Raw genomic sequence first — 15692 nt, 5'->3', positions numbered from 1 at the left:
GGCTAGCTTGAGCAAGCTCTGTGCCATGCCGGGCTGGATTGATTTAACCTTTTGATTTATATGTTAATTTATTAAATTCATGACCAGGCTGACAATGGAGGCTTGTCGTGTTTGTCGTGAATGCGACAAACAAAGCAGAGATATTGTTGTAAGGGTTGTTGCATTGTGCAGGTAGGCAGTTCACCTGCAACAGGTTGTAACAGTGGCTGAGACTATTTAATTATGTAAAACCTCTTGGTCAAATAGCCGTGAACCCCGTTTTTATCCGGGTTTTGCACCATTCGTATATATCAGCTTCAATGATCATGTACCCCGGCATGAAAATTGCTGAATTCAGCCTAACTCTTCATTTTTCAGGTGGGTATGATGGCGAACTTGTCGGATTCCAGCCACGTGGCACTGGTCACAATTTATGAGATAGGCAAGATACTCAGCTCCTCGCTAGACCTGCAGAAAACGCTACGACAGGTGGTGAACCTGGTCGCCAACCACTTGGGCATGCAGCGTGGCATGGTCTATGTGCGCGACGATGGCGACAGTTTGCAGGTACTCGCCTCAGTAGGCTTTAGTAAAGAGGAGGTCGCACGGGCGCGTTTCAAGGTTGGAGAGGGCGTGACCGGCAGAATCTGCCAGATGGGGATGCCTGCGGTGATTCCTGACCTGGTGCAAGAGCCATTATTTTTGAATCGAACTGGTGCGCACCGCGAAGTGGAAGGGATGACTGTGGCCTATCTGGGCGTGCCAATTAAAACTGGCCGTGAAACCATAGGCGTCCTCAGTTTTGAACGGTTTGCCGAAGATAAACAGGGCCTGTTTGAAGAAGACTTGCAACTGCTGACCATGGTGGCCAACCTCATGGGGCAAACCATCTTGCTTAATCAGCAGGTCACCAGTGACCGAGAACAGTTGATGCAGGAGCGTCAGCGCCTGCAAAAAGAACTGGGCAGTAAATACAGCATAGACAATGTCATTGGGCAGTCGAAACGCATGCGCGAGGTATTTGCCGATGTGCATATGGCCGCTCCCGGCAATAGTACAGTGTTGCTGCGCGGTGAGTCTGGCACCGGCAAAGAAGTCATCGCACGCTCTATCCACTTTCTTTCATCTCGTAAAGACAAGCCGTTTATCAAGGTTAATTGTGCGGCACTCAGCGAGAGCCTGCTCGAATCCGAACTATTCGGCCATGAAAAGGGTGCTTTTACCGGCGCCATGCAAGAGCGCAAAGGCCGCTTTGAACAAGCGCATGGCGGTACGCTGTTTCTGGATGAAATTGGTGATACCTCAGCCGCCTTTCAGGTCAAGCTGTTGCGCGTATTGCAAGAGCGCGAACTGGAGCGCGTCGGCGGCAACAAAACTATCAAGGTTGATGTACGGCTCATTTGCGCCACCAACCGCAATCTGGAAGAAGCCGTCAACAAAGGCGAGTTTCGATCCGACCTCTACTTCCGCATCAACGTGATTTCCATCTCGCTGCCAGCCCTGCGCGAGCGACGCGATGATATTCCCCTGCTGGTAGAAAACTTCCTGGGCAAATTCAACAAAGAAAACAGCGCCCGTGTCAGCATCACCCCCGAAGCCATGAATGTACTCAGCAACTGTCACTGGCCGGGCAATGTGCGTGAACTCGAAAACTGCGTTGAACGCTTTGCCACCATGGCGCGCAGCAATTTGATACGCGAGGTGGATATCCCTTGCCAGACCAACCACTGCCTATCCTCCACACTGTGGAAATACCAGGCCCAAGGCACCGTGATTCCCATTGCCCCGGTCAATGTCAGCCCGGCCAGCCCACCGCCCCCGGTCGAGTTGCCGCCGCAAGAGGCGGCTGAAGAAATGCCCCTTACCGAGCGTGAACAACTGGTGCAAGCCATGGAAAAAAGTGGCTGGGTACAAGCCAAAGCCGCACGTCTGCTAAACCTGACGCCAAGGCAGATGGGGTATGCGCTGAAGAAATACAATATTGAGGTGAAGCGGTTTTGAGTGAATCCTGCGTAAGCTAACCATTGGCGGGGCTGCCTGTTACTGCATGTGCTGGCGAAACTTTATGGTGCGCGAGTCTGCCATCGCATATATAGCACGTGCAATGCATGAGCAGGTTAATTGCTATCGAGAAAGTCGGCTGAGACATTGCTTGCAGCAAGCAACTCAAGAAAGTCGCTCCAGTCCGCGGGTTTGCTAGAAAGGATGACATCGCCAGTCGCTTCATCCTTACGGATAAACATTTCTTTGGTGTCAAATCGATATTCCGCTGGCAAGCGTACCGCCTGACTACGGCCATTGATAAATATTTTTGCAGTCTGACTCATCATCACACTCCAAGTTTTGACGTTGTAGATGCCAAAGTGTATATCATCGGTTAGCAGCCATGCAATTGGTGCATATGCAAGCTCAGATTAGTTGAAGGTGTGGCTTAACCGTGAAGCGACATAGAGACAGAGGCTTTAATTTTGCATCTTTATCCAAACAAAATTTCGTAATGCAAGACTCGACCCCCGTCGTGTTCTTAATTACGTTTTAATACTCCGCATCGAAAAACACAGACCCATTTCCAGCGGCAGCAACACGAACTAGTTGATCAACGGTATAGGTCTGAGTGTTTTTAATAACGAGCTTTGCTTGGTGTTTTGAGGCTGCCGCCGCAATGCGAACAACCTGATCCACTGTTTTGCCTTTGGCGTCGATAGTCATGCCACCGCCTGCTGCAGCAATTCGAACGATTTGATCAATTATCAGGGCCATCCTCTACTCTCCTTTAGTGTTGAAATTTGGTGCTTGGCTAATTTTGGCCGGAGCGCCTATCGTGAGTTGAGGCGCCTGCGCGGTTTTTCGCGCAGGCACCTCGAACGTAGTGTTATGTGCGGCCACACGCATCACCTAAACCGCTCCCCAATTTGTCGAGTAAGGATAGGAGAACTTCAATGTCCCCCTTAGACACCACGAGGCGCTGGCCGGCCTTGTATGTCGAATCACCAGATTTCTCGACATAGCGCTGATCGATGATTCCGTCGTTATGCGCAAGGATGTGACGTTTCTGATAGAGAACCTTCAGGCTGCTCACCTCTTGAGCTGTTAGCCATGATTCATAGCCCTTACTCAGTGCCGAACGCCAGAGTTCACTCCCTTCATCGATCCTCTGAAAGACATTGAAAGGGGCTTTTCCAAATGGCTCGTATAGCCCTTCACAGTATTTCTGAAAGGCGGTGACGCCGTCGGATAGACAGGTTTCCCTTAAGGACCGACAAGTTAATTCCGCTTCATCTTTTCCCACTGCATCAGCGAGTGCCTGCTGGACGACTTCTTCGCTATCTTTCTTTGCCCTAATCTTTCTCAAGGAATCGTGATACGTGCGAACGACGGAGTTAGCGCCACATGCCGGACAAAAGTAGGCGCTGCCGACCACTGCAAAGCGAGCCGAGCAGTTGTCGCACCGTATTTCCAACTGCATTACGTCAGCTGCTTTTGCTGGCATTGCGTACGTTCGTTGCGTACCACCCTTTACCTCCATTGACATGGAAATAAAGCTGTTGCGAGATTGGCTGCGATTAAACTTCTGGGCGTCGGACCGAAGTGCATTGTTGATTTCGCCCTTTACAACCACCATGGCTTCCGACTTTGAATGCTCCACTTGTTCAATTGTAAACCATTGATCTGCTGGCGCCTCATGTCGGCACATTGGACACCAAACGGCTTCATTTCTGAACAGATTGGACCAGTCGTCCTCGTTCACCTTGAATAGGAACTCGCATTGCGGAGAGGGACACTGTTTATCGATGTAGCCCTTCTCGTCCGTCTGAATTGGAATCGAGATTGACCGACCATTCAATCCCTGAAGTTGCTTGATGAGATCCTCAAACATTACTATTCACCTGTTGAGCGCATAACTATTAAGTAGCCGTCCCAATGACAGCATGTAAACGAGCGGTATTTTTTCAATTTACTAATCAAACCATATACCTAGGTTAAAAATAGAAGGCGTAATTTAATCGGAAAAATCGTCAGTCGATTCTGACCTGTTTACATGGCTTAAATAATGCCATAAGTGTTAAAAAACCAGCAAAAAAATCTTTTTTGATGCTAATTCAAAAAGCTTTTAATTTTTGATCACTGACGGAAAATCCACTGGATACCCGCGTAGCCAGCATGACGAGCATTAGAAATAGTTTGCAACTACCTTAGTTTCCATACCCTGTGCTGTTAGTAATCCGACAATCATTTTTAGCTTTGTCACATAGCTGACAATGCAACTCCTCTGAAAATTTATATTTAATTCATTGATTTTTAATGGATTATTTTATATCTGCCAGATGGCATGCGAATTGCAATACTCCTTGTAAATTCATATTGAGGAGCATGCAATGGCAATTTCGGCAGAAAGCCCAGCGAGCACAAGTCGCTTGCGTCCCTTATCCGGCATTAAGGTGGAGGTGGCTGGTCAGGCGGCTTCCGGTTGCAGTACAACTGGTGGCGAAGGTAAAGCCAGTTGCGGTTCCTCCGATGGTCAGGGGGATATGCCTGCGGAAATCTGGGACAAGGTTAAAAATCACCCGTGCTATTCCGAGGAGGCGCATCACCATTATGCGCGCATGCATGTGGCGGTGGCGCCGGCTTGCAATATCCAGTGCAATTATTGCAACCGCAAGTATGACTGTTCTAACGAATCCCGCCCCGGTGTGGTTTCGCAAAAGCTGACGCCGGACCAGGCAGTGAAAAAAGTGCTGGCGGTGGCGAGTGAGATTCCGCAAATGACGGTGCTGGGCATTGCCGGGCCTGGGGATGCATTGGCGAACCCGGCCAAGACCTTTGAGACCTTCCGCCAGTTGCAGGAGCAGGCGCCTGATATCAAATTGTGCCTTTCAACCAATGGGCTGGCGTTGCCGGATTATGTGGATGAGATTGCCAAATACAATGTGGACCACGTCACCATCACCATCAATATGGTAGACCCGGACGTGGGGGCGCAGATTTATCCCTGGATTTTTTACAACCACAAGCGCATTTACGGCCGCGAAGCCGCCGAGATTTTGACCGAGCGGCAAATGCTGGGCCTGGAGATGCTGACTGCGCGTGGCATTCTCACCAAAATCAACTCGGTGCTGATTCCCGGCATCAACGACGAGCACCTGTATGAGGTGAACCGTGCGGTGAAAGCGCGTGGTGCTTTCTTGCATAACATCATGCCGCTGATCTCAGAGGCTGAGCATGGCACTTACTTTGGCCTCAACGGCCAGCGCGGGCCAACTGCGCAGGAGCTCAAGGATGTGCAGGATGCCTGCATGGGCGGCGCTAACTTGATGCGGCATTGCCGTCAGTGCCGTGCCGATGCGGTGGGCTTGCTGGGTGAGGACCGTAGCGATGAGTTTACCCTGGACCAGATCGAGCAGATGGACGTGGTGTACGACATCGATAAACGCCGCGCTTATCAGGAGAAAGTCGAAGCCGAGCGTCAGGCCCAGCATGCGGCCAAGCAATCGGCACTGGCCGAGCAGGGTGCCGACGATGGCATGAAAGTGCTGGTGGCGGTGGCAACCACTGGTGGCGGCAAGGTTAACCAGCATTTTGGGCATGCTGACGAATTCCAGATTTATGAACTGACTGCCAGCTCGACCACCTTTGTCGGTCACCGTCGGGTGGATTTGTATTGCCAGGGCGGCTATGGCGAGGATGAGCAATTGCCTTCCATCGTGAATGCGATTAATGACTGCCATGCCGTATTGGTTTCCAAAATCGGTGCTTGCCCACGCGATGAATTGTTGGCGGCAGGCATAGAGCCGGTGGAGGAATACGCCCACGAGTTTATTGAAAAAGCCGCTTTGGGCTGGTTTGCCGGTTACCGTGCCCGCGTTGCCAGTGGCGAAATCACCCATATTCCACGCGGCGATGCTGCGATTCGACAAGGCGCGTTTAAAGCAGCCTGAGCCATACAGTAAAGGAGACCTCACATGGCATACAAAATTGTAACTTCCCAATGCACAGGCTGTTCAGCCTGCGAGCCGGAGTGCCCTAACCAGGCCATTTATGAAAAAAATGGCGTGTTCATGATCAAGCCGGAAAAATGTACCGAGTGTATCGGCCATTTTGACGAAGCGCAGTGTGTGGCGGCGTGCCCGGTAGATAACACCTGCATTATCGATAACGCCTATCCGCGTTATCAGGCATAAACGGAGAACCGACATGGAACTGACGATCACCCCCAAGGCAGAAAAGTTTATCAGCCGCATGATTCGATTTAATGGCGGCACCGACCAGCACGGTTTTCGGCTGGTAGTTAGCCCTGGTGGCTGTTCTGGCCTGAGCTCTGAGTTTAGTGTGGAGGCCGCGCCTTTTGCCGGGGATGCCATTGTTGAGGCCAGCGGCGTACGCCTGTTTTTACCCGCTGAATCGCGCATGTTACTGGATGGTGCCGTGGTGGACTTTATGGATAGCCCGATGGAGTCTGGCCTGACCTTTCTCACCCCCAACAGCGGCAGTTGCGGTTGCGGCAGCAGTGGCGGTGGTCATGGCGACCATGCCAGCCATGGTGGCCCGGCGACAGTCAGTATCTCCAGTATCCAGCGGAAATCCTGAGGATTGCCAGCGGGTAGGGTGCGGCCATGGATGCTGACTTTAAACCGGAAGTGCTGGAAAACAGCTGGTTTGCTGAGCGCTACCGCGCCTTGCCTGCTGTGGCTAGCGAGCAACTCCGATTGGCCAGTATTCACTACGCCGACAGCAGCCGGGCCGAAACGCATCTGGTCATGGCGCGGATGATGGCGCCCCACAATCCTGCCGTCAAGGTAGCGGAATACCGTTTTTATTTCTATCAGGCCCGGTTGCAGGAGGCGCTGCGGGTGGCCGAGCAATGCATGGCAATGACGGCGTTGGAGCTCGGTTTTCCGCTCAGTTGGCGGCTTGTCAGTCCGCAACATGGTCAGTTTGAAAGTGATGAACCCGCCCACCGCTTTTATCTATTTTGTCTCAAGGCTTATGCCTATTTGCTGATGCGGCTACAGCGGTTGCAGGCTGGACGGGAGGCGGCAGAAAAACTGATGCAGCTGGATCCGGCCAACAAAGTGGGCGGTCAGTTGCTACTGGATGTGCTGGATCGGGCAGACCGGGAGGCTGAGGATGATTGAGCCCGGATCTATGGATCGCTTGCAGGCAGAAAGACACTGGATGGACAGTGATTTGCCTGGGGTTGACTGGCAGGGTAACGCCTTGTCATGTTCCTCCTGTGAGCATGCGGAATTAAATGCGCAGGGGCTATGCCAGTTGATGCGCAGTTGTGTGCATGACCGTTATGCCAAGCGCATAGACCGTTTTTTTAGCCAGCATCCGGCATTGGCCGTGCGCTATATTGACCACCCCTATTTTGAAGTGCGGGCAGTGGCGGCCAAGTTTCTGGATGTTTTTCACCTGAACCGCCTGGTCAGTGATGTGGATGAAACCGTACGTGCCAGCGTTGCTTTGCGCTTGCCGTCACATTTGTTGCACAAACTCATCTATGACCCTGACCGTGAAGTTCGCATCCGGGTGGCTTTGCGCTTACCCGAATCTGAATTGGGCAGTCTGTTGTATGACAGCGATTATTACGTGCGTGTGATCGTGGCACGCCGCATTGCCCCCACACAGCTGTTTTATCTGATGCACGATGCCGATGCCTCGGTACGCCGCGAAGTGGCGGAACGTATCGGCATGGACTGGCTGCCTTTACTGGCAAATGATAGTGCGCAGGAAGTCCGTTTGACGGCCATTCGCCGCTTGCCGGTCGCGATGTTGCCTGCATTCCGGCTGGATGCCGACTGGCGTATTCGTTTTGAAGTGGTGTTGCGCATTGCGCCCGAGTTTTTAGCAGACATGAGCCGCGATAGCGACGAGGCGGTGGCGATGGCGGCTGTCGCCAGGTTACATCCGCATCTGCAACCCTCTGTCCTGACCCACCCGAGTGAACATAAGGAGAGTGTCCATGGCGACCAATATCGTACGTGACAGTGATGTCGTCGAACTGGTGAATCCGCCCCGGTTTGACTATGGGCAAAAGGTGCGCTCGAAAAAATATGTGCGCAACGATGGCACTTTCCCTGGCAAAGAGGTCGGGGAGATTCTGGTGAAAAAAGGCGATGTCGGCTATGTCACCAGCATAGGCACGTTTTTGCAGCAGTTTTATATCTATGGTGTGGATTTTTACGAGTTGGGTTACCGCGTCGGCATGCGTGGCAAGGAGCTGGAAGCCGATGCGCCAGAAGATGACGATGAAGACCTGCTGGCCGATGAGGCCGCGCAACAGACAGAGGAGGCATCAACATGACTGAAGTCGTAAACGCAGGCGCCAGTCTGGCCGGATTTAATCTCAGGGAGCCGCGTACGCCGCGCTTTCAGTGGGGGCAGCCGGTGGTGACCCTGGTGGACTTGCTCAATGATGGCAGTTATCCCGACCTCGCCGAAGCCGCCTTGCTGGCCGAGGCCGGGGCGCGCGGCGAGGTGGTCAATGTTGGCATGGTGGAAGACAGTGGCATCCCGGTCTATCTGGTGGAGTTTGCCGATGGCAAGGTCATCGGCGTGCTCGAAGAGGAGCTGGCCCCGGTGTAAGGGGCCTGCACACAGTGATGGCAATGCCGGTCACCTCTCTGTGTCCACACCCCAACGCGGTGGACCGCCTGCGTATCGAAAAACTGCTCGCTGGGCGCAGTCGCTACAAATACGTGGCGGCCACGGTCACGCCCTGTACCGACGGTTATCTGGTGCGTAGCCCATGCTGTTCGCGCACGGTAGATCCGCAGGGCGGCGAGATTGATATTGCCCGCATTGAATACCAGTCAGGGGATTTCTGGCGCCTGTATCGCAAGGATGATGTCAGGCAATGCTGGCGCGCGCATGCGGAGTTTCACAGTTTGTCCAGCTTGCTGGATGTGCTGATTGCAGATGTGAATCGGGAGTTCTGGCGATGAAATGGCTATATCTGGACCATAACGCAACTACGCAGCCGCTACCGCAAGTGGTGGAGGCCATGCTGCCCTGGCTGAGTACGCACTATGGCAACCCGTCCAGCAGTCATCCGCTGGGGCGCCAGGCGCGCGAGGCACTGGTCAATGCGCGCGCCAGTGTGGCGGCTTTTTTGCAGGTCACCCCGGCTGAGGTGGTGTTTACCAGTGGCGCCACCGAATCCAACCATCTGGCCATCATGGCGGCTTTGGCCGCCCGGCCCGAGCGGCGGCAGATTGTCACCAGCGCGGTAGAACACACCTCGACCCGTTTGCTGCTGGCACAGTTGGCAAAACAAGGCTTCGAAGTGGTGGAAGTTGGTGTCGATGCACAGGGGCAATTGTCCATGGCTGACTTGCTGGCAGCGGTGGGGCCACAGACTGTACTGGTCAGCCTCATGCATGCCAATCATGAAACCGGGGTGATTTTCCCGGTGGCTGAAGCGGCCGAGATCGCCCACCGCCATGGCGCGCTCATGCATGTGGATGCGGCACAAAGTGCGGGCAAGCTGCCACTCAATATGGCGGCGCTGGGCTGTGATTTGCTCGGGTTTTCTGCGCACAAACTGTATGCCGCCAAAGGCACTGGCGTGCTCTATGTGAAAAAAGGGCTGAGCCTGCAACCCATGCTGTGGGGCAACCAGGAACGTCACCGCCGCGGTGGCACCGAAAACCTGCCCGGCATTGTCGGGCTGGCCACCGCCTGCGATGTGCTGGGCGGAGACCTTGCCACCCATGCCAGCCGCATGGCGACCTTGCGTGACCAGTTTGAACAGGCCGTGCTGCAGGCACTGCCCGCCGTCGAGGTCAATGGCGGCGGCCCTAGGGTGGCCAATACCAGCCATCTGTGTTTTGCAGGGTTAAGTGCGGACTCGGGTACAGACCTCAATGGCGAGGCCTTGCTGTTGCGACTGGAAAAACAGGGTGTGCTTGCCTCGCGTGGCAGTGCCTGTAGCGCAGGCGGCAATCAGCCTTCGCATGTGCTGCTGGCCATGGGCCGCAGCGAGCAGCAAGCCTTGTGCTCATTGCGTTTTTCGCTGGGCATACACCATACCACCGCAGACATGCAGCAGTTACTGGCGGCTGTGGTCACCAGCGTCAGACAGTTGCAACTGCAACAGGCCGCCTAACCCCATTTGAAAGGAAACACAATGAAAGTGATGATACGCCGTACCGAACAGGGCTTGTCGCTCTATGTCCCGAAAAAGGACCTGGAAGAGCCGATTGTCGAACAGGAAAAGCCCGAGTTGTGGGGCGGCAGCGTCAAGCTGGCCAATGGCTGGCTGCTGAGTTTGCCGGAAATGGCCGCCGATACCCGCCTGCCGGTAACGGTAGAAGCGAAACGCATCGGTGAGTAAAGGAGAACAGGATGTGTATTGCTGAACAAACCCTGAACGAGATTGTGACGGCGCTGGGCGATTTTCGTACTGTGACCAGCAACCCGTTGACCATGTTGCGCGAGTGCTATCCGGACATCAGCTTTCTGCGCATGGCCGAGCGCGATATGGATGAAGCGCCATACTGTCGCCTGAGTGATTTCAACCTGTATTTGCTGGATACCCGCGAGCACTGTGTCAAACTGACCCGTCAGCTCGAGCATGCCACCGGCATCGTACTCACCCAGCGGGATGCCTGACATGGCCGATCAGGATTATGCGGGCAGTGCCATCACTTTGAGCAGCGCCGATTATGGCGAAGCCGAGGCTGCTGCGTTGGCCATGGTCTTGCAGCGCAATGCACAAAGTACAGGTCCGCTTGTCCCGGCGTTTGAACAGGCTTTTGCCAGCTGGCTGGGGCGCAAGCATGCCATTGCCGTTAGCAGCAGCACCATTGCCTGCCTGCTGGTGCTGCGGGCGGCCGGCATAGGCAGTGGCGACAGCGTGATTGCGCCCTCGTATAGCTGGCGTCATCTGGCGCATGCCATCCACTGGAGCGGGGCGCAACCGGTGTTGAGCGAGATCGATTACTGGTCGCAAACCCTTGCCGCAGACAAGATTGAAGCTGCCTTGCAGCGGGCACCACAGGCCAGGGTCAAGGCCCTGCTGGTGAATAATACCAATGGTCATCCGGCAGACTGGCAAGCTTTGCGCACCCTGGCACGTGCCCAGCAATGGTTGCTGATAGAAGATGCCAGCGAATCTATCGGTTCACGTTATCAGGGACAGCTCACCGGCAGCTTTGGCGATGTGGCGGTGTTTGATTTCAGCCAGCCGTCTGCCCTGTGTTGCGGCAAGGCCGCTATGATCGTCACCGATGATGACACGCTGGCGCTCAAGCTCAGGCATTATCGTCAGCATGGCCATGACGACCAGGCCTCGCTCAGTGCCAGCCTGCGGCCACCGCTGGATGCCGGTATCAGCGAGCTCACGGCTGCATTGGGGCTGATTCAGCTGCAACGCCTGCCGGAGATACTGGCCAAACGCAAACTGGTCGAAGCTTGGTATCAGGCACAGATCTCCAGTTTTGAAGGCATCAAACCGCCTTATATCGCCCCCGGCGTTGATGAAGTGCACTGGATGCTGTACTGCGTGCATCTGGGCACCCGTTTTTCAGCCAGTAGCCGTGATGCCATGGTCGAAGACATGTCCACCGAACTGGTGGAGGCCGCAGCTTACTGCAGACCGCTGCATTTGCAACGCGCCTATGTCGAGCAGTATGGCATGCGCAAAGGGCATCTTCTGGTCACCGAAAAGGTGGCTGACCGCGCTATCGCGCTGCCTTTTCACGGCGGGCTCACTGAAGACCAGATTGCCTTTATCGTCAAAACCGCCAAGGACGCCTCCATCAATCTCGGCGCCGGTGCGGCCATTTATCTCTAATCCTGCAAGACTTCGTCATCACAAGGAATACAACATGCCTACGCAACCACTGCCAGAAAGCGAACTGCAAGCCATCCGTCAAAGCCTGAGCGAAGGCAGTGTGATTCCCTATCTTGGGCCTGCCGTGCTGGAACTTGCGCCGACCACCTGCCAGGTGCCCGCCACGCCGGAAGCGCTGGTGGCCATGCTCACCACCAAGGTCAGCGTGCCACACAAAATCCGCAACAATCTGACCGCCGCTGCCCAGTTTATCGAGAACTTCAAGCACCGCAAAACACTGGTCAACCTGATGACGGAGGCCTATGCCGCCGGGGCCAGCCCCAATGCCTTGCACCGCTTTCTGGCCGTTTTGCCCAAGAAGCCGCTGCTGGTGGTGGATAGCTGGTATAGCAATGCCATGGCACAGGCGCTGGCCGGGCAGCACAACTGGGGCATGATACAGGGCGTGTCACAATCTGAGCACCTCGGGCAATGGGTGCACTATGTCGAGCCCGATGGCAACAGCATAGAAGCCAGCGAAGCCGATGCCTGGACCACCGTGCTTTATCAGCCGCTGGGCAGCAACCAGCCCGCACAAAACTATATTATTTCCGATTCTGACTATGTCGAGGTCCTGACCGAAATCGACATCCAGACCCCGATTCCGCCTCGCGTACAGGAGTTGCGCCATGGCGCGCACTTTCTGTTTATGGGATGCCGCTTTAACCACCAACTCACCCGCACCTATGCCAGACAGATCATGAAACGCTCTTCGGCGCAGCACTGGGCGGTAATTGCCGGGCCGCTGACTCGCATGGAAGAAAAATTTCTGGCCGAACAGCAGATACGCCGTATCGACCTGCCGCTGGCTGATTTTGTGCACTGGCTGCAAACCGCCGAGCTGGCGCAACCGCTGGTCGCTGCCTGAGGAGCCCGCCATGCCCTTGTATGATTTTCAGTGTAGCCAATGTGGCAAAACTCAAGAGCTGTTGCTCAAACTCAATGCCAGTGCGCCCGCCTGCCCGCATTGCGGTGGTACGCTGCAAAAACAAGTGTCCAGACTGGCTGAACCCGGCAAAACCGCTGGCATCATCGCCAGCGCCAGGGCGCAAGCCAAGCGCGAAGGGCACTTCAGCAACTACGCTGCTGCCGAAAGAAAAAAGCTGTGATGCGCCATGCCTAGGGTAAACCTGACCGACGCTCTATATTAAGCTTCGCAAAGGGCGCGCGCGTTAACAGTTTTTCTACCTTCACAGAATGACGTCAGTCCTCCATGAGCGGGATCCTGACGACATGCTTGTCGCTTCCCCCCTTTTTTCTATCTGATCAATGATTAAGCGTGTAGAACTCGGTCGGTAATTTTGTGCAAGCGCAAGGTGTGACATTTCTTGAGATAACGACTCAAGCGTTTGCAATAGGCAGGAGGGGGAGGCGTAGTCTTGATTTAATAATACTATCGTTTAAATGAGGCTTAGGATTCATATTTAAACTCTACATTTCATTTCTGACAACCAAGCCACTGTTACATTTAATTTGGAGAGTAGAAATGAAAGTCTGTCATCGTATAGGCCTGATGTTAGCGGGTGTTTTCATGCAAAACCTCGCTTTTGCCCAAGGCGTGTCAAGTTTCGGGATTGCTGTTTTGCCCGACACACAATTTTATTCACGCTATGCTACACCTGCAGAAGGTAATCAATTTATGGAAAGATATGGCTCTGAGCCATATACATCGCAAACAAGCTGGTTGGTGCAAAACTCAAAAAAATACAATATTCCTTTTGTGGTTCACGTAGGGGACGTCGTGGATCAGCAGAGTAAGATTCCCCAGTGGGAAGTTGCAAGTAAGGCAATGAAAATACTTGAGGATGGTGGTGTGAATTACTCCATTCTGGCAGGGAATCATGACGTCACTTACGGATGTAGCTACTGGGGGTCGCAAACAGATTGTACAGATGAGCAAAGAACGAGTAACGACAACTATTTAAAGTACTTTCCTACTTCCAGAGCCCAAAAACAAGGCACTTTTGGTGGGCGTAGTCCCAATGGCTGGCATGAATATCACATTTTTACGGCTGAAGGTCAGCAGTATTTGGTCCTTGCTCTTTCGTGGCGTGCATCGAATTCTGCCATTGCATGGGCTCGTCAGGTGATCAAGGATCATCCTACGCTCCCTGTGATTTTAACGAGTCATGAGTTTTTGGCGATACAAAGTGACGGTGTCAATGTTGTAGAAACAGACTACAGTAACTTTTTATGGGATCAGCTGATCAAGGATAATGATCAAATATTCATGGTGGTTTGTGGTCATAATCACGGTGCTGGACACAAGGCAAGAGTCAATAGTTATGGCCACCCGGTTTGGGAGATGGTGGTTGACTATCAAATGGCTTACCAAGGCGGTAATGCACAAATGCAGGTATATGAATTTGACCTGACCAATAACAAAATTAATGGCTTGTCATTCTCGCCTTGGGTACCAGAAAAGCCTGAGTCTACTGTGACACAGTTTGACCGTGCACTCTTAAGCGGGAATGGCAATGATTTTTCTGTGGATATGGATTTTGCAGAAAGGTTTAAGGGATTTAATTCCACATTCATTGCGGGCTCAACAAACTACCACACATCTATTGTCGAAGAGTTGCGTAATGATATTGCTGAAAGCTTCACCGAGCCGTCAGAGCCTGTCATTCTCACACCGCTAGATCGGGATGATTACGCACATAGCGGTAACACCCTGGCACATTGGAAATTTGATACCGGCACAGTGGGCACTCCTGTCATCAATGGCTCTGATAAGTATGCCGTGCCTGATCAAACCGGAAAGAATCCATTGCACTTTGAGGGTAAGTCTGGCGATATTATGTGGTCAGCCGATCATCATGCCTATTCCGCCTCTAATGGTAGCGTTTGTTTTATGACAAACGACAAAACCAAACCCAATCCTGCTTTCTTTTTTACCGATGGTAACGGGGCTTTAAGTAATGAGCAATTTAAAAACTCAGGATATACGGTTGAAGCTTTCGTGAAAATTGCCAAAGACTGGACACCGGCGAATGGCGCCTGGATGAATATTCTGACGCGTGATATGCCCAGAGGTTGGATTGGCGGTTATCAAGGGGGTGACGGGGGGGAGAGCTCACTGTTATTTGCGGTTTCTAGCCTTCGAGAGTTTCAATGGGAGCCCACTACCTTTTTAAGTTCAGGTGTTGCCGAAAAAACAAACTGGTCAGGGGAGGTGATGGCCGATACATGGGAGCATGTTGCGATTGTGAATGATCCTGTGACACATGATACAACGATGTATGTTGCAGGTGCCCCGGTTTTGCGTAATGTCAAATCAGCCGTTGGGATCGCAGGTTTAAATTGGGCTGCCTGGGTTGTTGGCGCCGGTCAATATGGTGGCTGGCAAGGCGGGCATGTCAACGGGTTCCGTGGTTGTATCAACGAAATTCGTATCACCAACGCGGCACTGACTCCCGATCAGTGGCTAACCGCTCGTAAAAACAGGGTTACCCCAGCCGGTAGTCGTCAAGTGGTTAACGCTACAAACAATGATGATGAAATCATTGTCACGGGCGGATCTATGTTCACTGGAGGTAATGGTCACAATACTTACGTGTTGCGTTCGATCCGGGATGCCGGTGCTACGGTTACCGATTTCATTGTTGGGCGTGATAAGTTGAACCTCATCCAGTTGCTGAAGGCGGTTGGATATAAAGGAAGTGATCCAATCGCAGATGGCTATGTGCGTGCAGTCAACCAGGGGGGCGATACCATTATTCAGGTGGATACTGATGGCGCTTCCAGACCGACTGCTTTCCGTACACTGATTACTTTGAAAGCAACAACCGCTAATAAAATCGACAAAAATAGCTTTTATTTCTAACGATTTTTCTTAAACAACTCAGGGTGGTGCAGATGATGAGCACTACCCATT

At 53.1% G+C, this 15692-nt stretch carries 19 protein-coding genes; 16 read left to right on the top strand and 3 right to left on the bottom strand.

Going from position 1 to position 15692, the window contains the following annotated elements; genetic code table 11:
* Positions 1–366: 366 nt before the first annotated feature.
* A complete protein-coding gene (gene nifA / locus INP77_RS03410; protein ID WP_194747280.1) occupies positions 367–1980 on the top strand; it encodes a nif-specific transcriptional activator NifA in 1614 nt (537 codons plus the stop codon).
* A 116-nt stretch (positions 1981–2096) separates the two neighbouring features.
* Here nifA and INP77_RS03405 read toward each other — a convergent pair whose 3' ends face one another.
* From INP77_RS03405 to INP77_RS03395, 3 genes are all read right to left on the bottom strand, one after another.
* Entirely contained in the window at positions 2097–2309 is a 213-nt protein-coding gene (locus INP77_RS03405; protein WP_228518667.1) for an antitoxin, read from the bottom strand.
* 205 nt (positions 2310–2514) lie between these two features.
* Positions 2515–2739: a hypothetical protein gene (locus INP77_RS03400; protein WP_194747279.1), complete on the bottom strand. Its 225-nt coding sequence runs from the start codon at positions 2737–2739 to the stop codon at positions 2515–2517.
* A gap of 112 nt (positions 2740–2851) precedes the next feature.
* Positions 2852–3856, bottom strand: a complete 1005-nt coding sequence (locus tag INP77_RS03395) for a hypothetical protein (RefSeq protein WP_194747278.1) — start codon at positions 3854–3856, stop codon at positions 2852–2854.
* A 499-nt stretch (positions 3857–4355) separates the two neighbouring features.
* On the opposite strand from INP77_RS03395, the gene nifB reads away from it, so the two are divergent.
* From nifB to INP77_RS03320, 15 genes are all read left to right on the top strand, one after another.
* On the top strand, positions 4356–5915 hold the full coding sequence (gene nifB, locus INP77_RS03390) for a nitrogenase cofactor biosynthesis protein NifB (RefSeq protein ID WP_194747277.1): 1560 nt from the start codon (positions 4356–4358) through the stop codon (positions 5913–5915).
* Positions 5916–5939: 24 nt separating this feature from the next.
* The gene (locus INP77_RS03385; RefSeq protein ID WP_194747276.1) at positions 5940–6158 is read left to right on the top strand and encodes a 4Fe-4S binding protein; all 219 of its coding nucleotides are present in this window, start codon (positions 5940–5942) and stop codon (positions 6156–6158) included.
* A gap of 13 nt (positions 6159–6171) precedes the next feature.
* Positions 6172–6564, top strand: coding sequence for an iron-sulfur cluster assembly accessory protein (locus INP77_RS03380; protein WP_194747275.1), 393 nt, complete (start codon positions 6172–6174; stop codon positions 6562–6564).
* A 26-nt stretch (positions 6565–6590) separates the two neighbouring features.
* Positions 6591–7112 carry a hypothetical protein gene (locus INP77_RS03375; protein ID WP_194747274.1) on the top strand — a complete coding sequence of 174 codons (522 nt, stop codon included), beginning with the start codon at positions 6591–6593 and terminating at the stop codon, positions 7110–7112.
* Complete coding sequence (locus INP77_RS03370) at positions 7105–7965, top strand: 4Fe4S-binding leucine-rich repeat protein (RefSeq protein ID WP_228518666.1); 861 nt, start codon at positions 7105–7107, stop codon at positions 7963–7965. The genes INP77_RS03375 and INP77_RS03370 overlap by 8 nt, the downstream gene beginning before the upstream one ends.
* On the top strand, positions 7943–8284 hold the full coding sequence (locus INP77_RS03365) for a nitrogen fixation protein NifZ (RefSeq protein ID WP_194747273.1): 342 nt from the start codon (positions 7943–7945) through the stop codon (positions 8282–8284). Before INP77_RS03370 ends, INP77_RS03365 begins: the two co-directional genes overlap by 23 nt.
* Positions 8281–8565, top strand: a complete 285-nt coding sequence (locus INP77_RS03360; protein ID WP_194747272.1) for a nitrogen fixation protein NifZ — start codon at positions 8281–8283, stop codon at positions 8563–8565. Before INP77_RS03365 ends, INP77_RS03360 begins: the two co-directional genes overlap by 4 nt.
* Positions 8566–8582: 17 nt before the next feature.
* The gene (locus tag INP77_RS03355; protein ID WP_194747271.1) at positions 8583–8924 is read left to right on the top strand and encodes a hypothetical protein; all 342 of its coding nucleotides are present in this window, start codon (positions 8583–8585) and stop codon (positions 8922–8924) included.
* Positions 8921–10087 (top strand): cysteine desulfurase family protein, encoded by a 1167-nt coding sequence (locus INP77_RS03350; RefSeq protein WP_194747270.1) that lies wholly within the window; start codon positions 8921–8923, stop codon positions 10085–10087. The genes INP77_RS03355 and INP77_RS03350 overlap by 4 nt, the downstream gene beginning before the upstream one ends.
* Positions 10088–10108: 21 nt before the next feature.
* Positions 10109–10315, top strand: coding sequence for a putative nitrogen fixation protein NifT (nifT, locus tag INP77_RS03345; RefSeq protein WP_194747269.1), 207 nt, complete (start codon positions 10109–10111; stop codon positions 10313–10315).
* Positions 10316–10326: 11 nt separating this feature from the next.
* On the top strand, positions 10327–10593 hold the full coding sequence (locus INP77_RS03340; protein ID WP_194747268.1) for a hypothetical protein: 267 nt from the start codon (positions 10327–10329) through the stop codon (positions 10591–10593).
* 1 nt (position 10594) lies between these two features.
* Positions 10595–11776: a DegT/DnrJ/EryC1/StrS aminotransferase family protein gene (locus INP77_RS03335; RefSeq protein ID WP_228518665.1), complete on the top strand. Its 1182-nt coding sequence runs from the start codon at positions 10595–10597 to the stop codon at positions 11774–11776.
* Between the two features lie 34 nt (positions 11777–11810).
* On the top strand, positions 11811–12683 hold the full coding sequence (locus INP77_RS03330) for an SIR2 family protein (RefSeq protein WP_194747266.1): 873 nt from the start codon (positions 11811–11813) through the stop codon (positions 12681–12683).
* A 10-nt stretch (positions 12684–12693) separates the two neighbouring features.
* Positions 12694–12924 (top strand): zinc ribbon domain-containing protein, encoded by a 231-nt coding sequence (locus INP77_RS03325; protein ID WP_194747265.1) that lies wholly within the window; start codon positions 12694–12696, stop codon positions 12922–12924.
* Between the two features lie 377 nt (positions 12925–13301).
* Positions 13302–15641, top strand: a complete 2340-nt coding sequence (locus INP77_RS03320) for a LamG-like jellyroll fold domain-containing protein (RefSeq protein WP_194747264.1) — start codon at positions 13302–13304, stop codon at positions 15639–15641.
* Positions 15642–15692 lie beyond the last annotated feature (51 nt).

Source organism: Methylophilus sp. 13 (assembly GCF_015354335.1).
Lineage (GTDB): Bacteria > Pseudomonadota > Gammaproteobacteria > Burkholderiales > Methylophilaceae > Methylophilus > Methylophilus glucosoxydans.
Note: the sequence above shows the minus strand (reverse complement) of the source record. Positions and strands in the feature narration are given on the sequence as shown.

What these genes read in the sequence shown, in the direction of transcription:
- nifA (WP_194747280.1), top strand. Translation starts at nt 367, where the DNA reads ATGGCGAACTTGTCGGATTCCAGCCACGTGGCACTGGTCACAATTTAT.
- INP77_RS03405 (WP_228518667.1), bottom strand. Translation starts at nt 2,309, where the DNA reads ATGATGAGTCAGACTGCAAAAATATTTATCAATGGCCGTAGTCAGGCG.
- INP77_RS03400 (WP_194747279.1), bottom strand. Translation starts at nt 2,739, where the DNA reads ATGGCCCTGATAATTGATCAAATCGTTCGAATTGCTGCAGCAGGCGGT.
- INP77_RS03395 (WP_194747278.1), bottom strand. Translation starts at nt 3,856, where the DNA reads ATGTTTGAGGATCTCATCAAGCAACTTCAGGGATTGAATGGTCGGTCA.
- nifB (WP_194747277.1), top strand. Translation starts at nt 4,356, where the DNA reads ATGGCAATTTCGGCAGAAAGCCCAGCGAGCACAAGTCGCTTGCGTCCC.
- INP77_RS03385 (WP_194747276.1), top strand. Translation starts at nt 5,940, where the DNA reads ATGGCATACAAAATTGTAACTTCCCAATGCACAGGCTGTTCAGCCTGC.
- INP77_RS03380 (WP_194747275.1), top strand. Translation starts at nt 6,172, where the DNA reads ATGGAACTGACGATCACCCCCAAGGCAGAAAAGTTTATCAGCCGCATG.
- INP77_RS03375 (WP_194747274.1), top strand. Translation starts at nt 6,591, where the DNA reads ATGGATGCTGACTTTAAACCGGAAGTGCTGGAAAACAGCTGGTTTGCT.
- INP77_RS03370 (WP_228518666.1), top strand. Translation starts at nt 7,105, where the DNA reads ATGATTGAGCCCGGATCTATGGATCGCTTGCAGGCAGAAAGACACTGG.
- INP77_RS03365 (WP_194747273.1), top strand. Translation starts at nt 7,943, where the DNA reads ATGGCGACCAATATCGTACGTGACAGTGATGTCGTCGAACTGGTGAAT.
- INP77_RS03360 (WP_194747272.1), top strand. Translation starts at nt 8,281, where the DNA reads ATGACTGAAGTCGTAAACGCAGGCGCCAGTCTGGCCGGATTTAATCTC.
- INP77_RS03355 (WP_194747271.1), top strand. Translation starts at nt 8,583, where the DNA reads ATGGCAATGCCGGTCACCTCTCTGTGTCCACACCCCAACGCGGTGGAC.
- INP77_RS03350 (WP_194747270.1), top strand. Translation starts at nt 8,921, where the DNA reads ATGAAATGGCTATATCTGGACCATAACGCAACTACGCAGCCGCTACCG.
- nifT (WP_194747269.1), top strand. Translation starts at nt 10,109, where the DNA reads ATGAAAGTGATGATACGCCGTACCGAACAGGGCTTGTCGCTCTATGTC.
- INP77_RS03340 (WP_194747268.1), top strand. Translation starts at nt 10,327, where the DNA reads ATGTGTATTGCTGAACAAACCCTGAACGAGATTGTGACGGCGCTGGGC.
- INP77_RS03335 (WP_228518665.1), top strand. Translation starts at nt 10,595, where the DNA reads ATGGCCGATCAGGATTATGCGGGCAGTGCCATCACTTTGAGCAGCGCC.
- INP77_RS03330 (WP_194747266.1), top strand. Translation starts at nt 11,811, where the DNA reads ATGCCTACGCAACCACTGCCAGAAAGCGAACTGCAAGCCATCCGTCAA.
- INP77_RS03325 (WP_194747265.1), top strand. Translation starts at nt 12,694, where the DNA reads ATGCCCTTGTATGATTTTCAGTGTAGCCAATGTGGCAAAACTCAAGAG.
- INP77_RS03320 (WP_194747264.1), top strand. Translation starts at nt 13,302, where the DNA reads ATGAAAGTCTGTCATCGTATAGGCCTGATGTTAGCGGGTGTTTTCATG.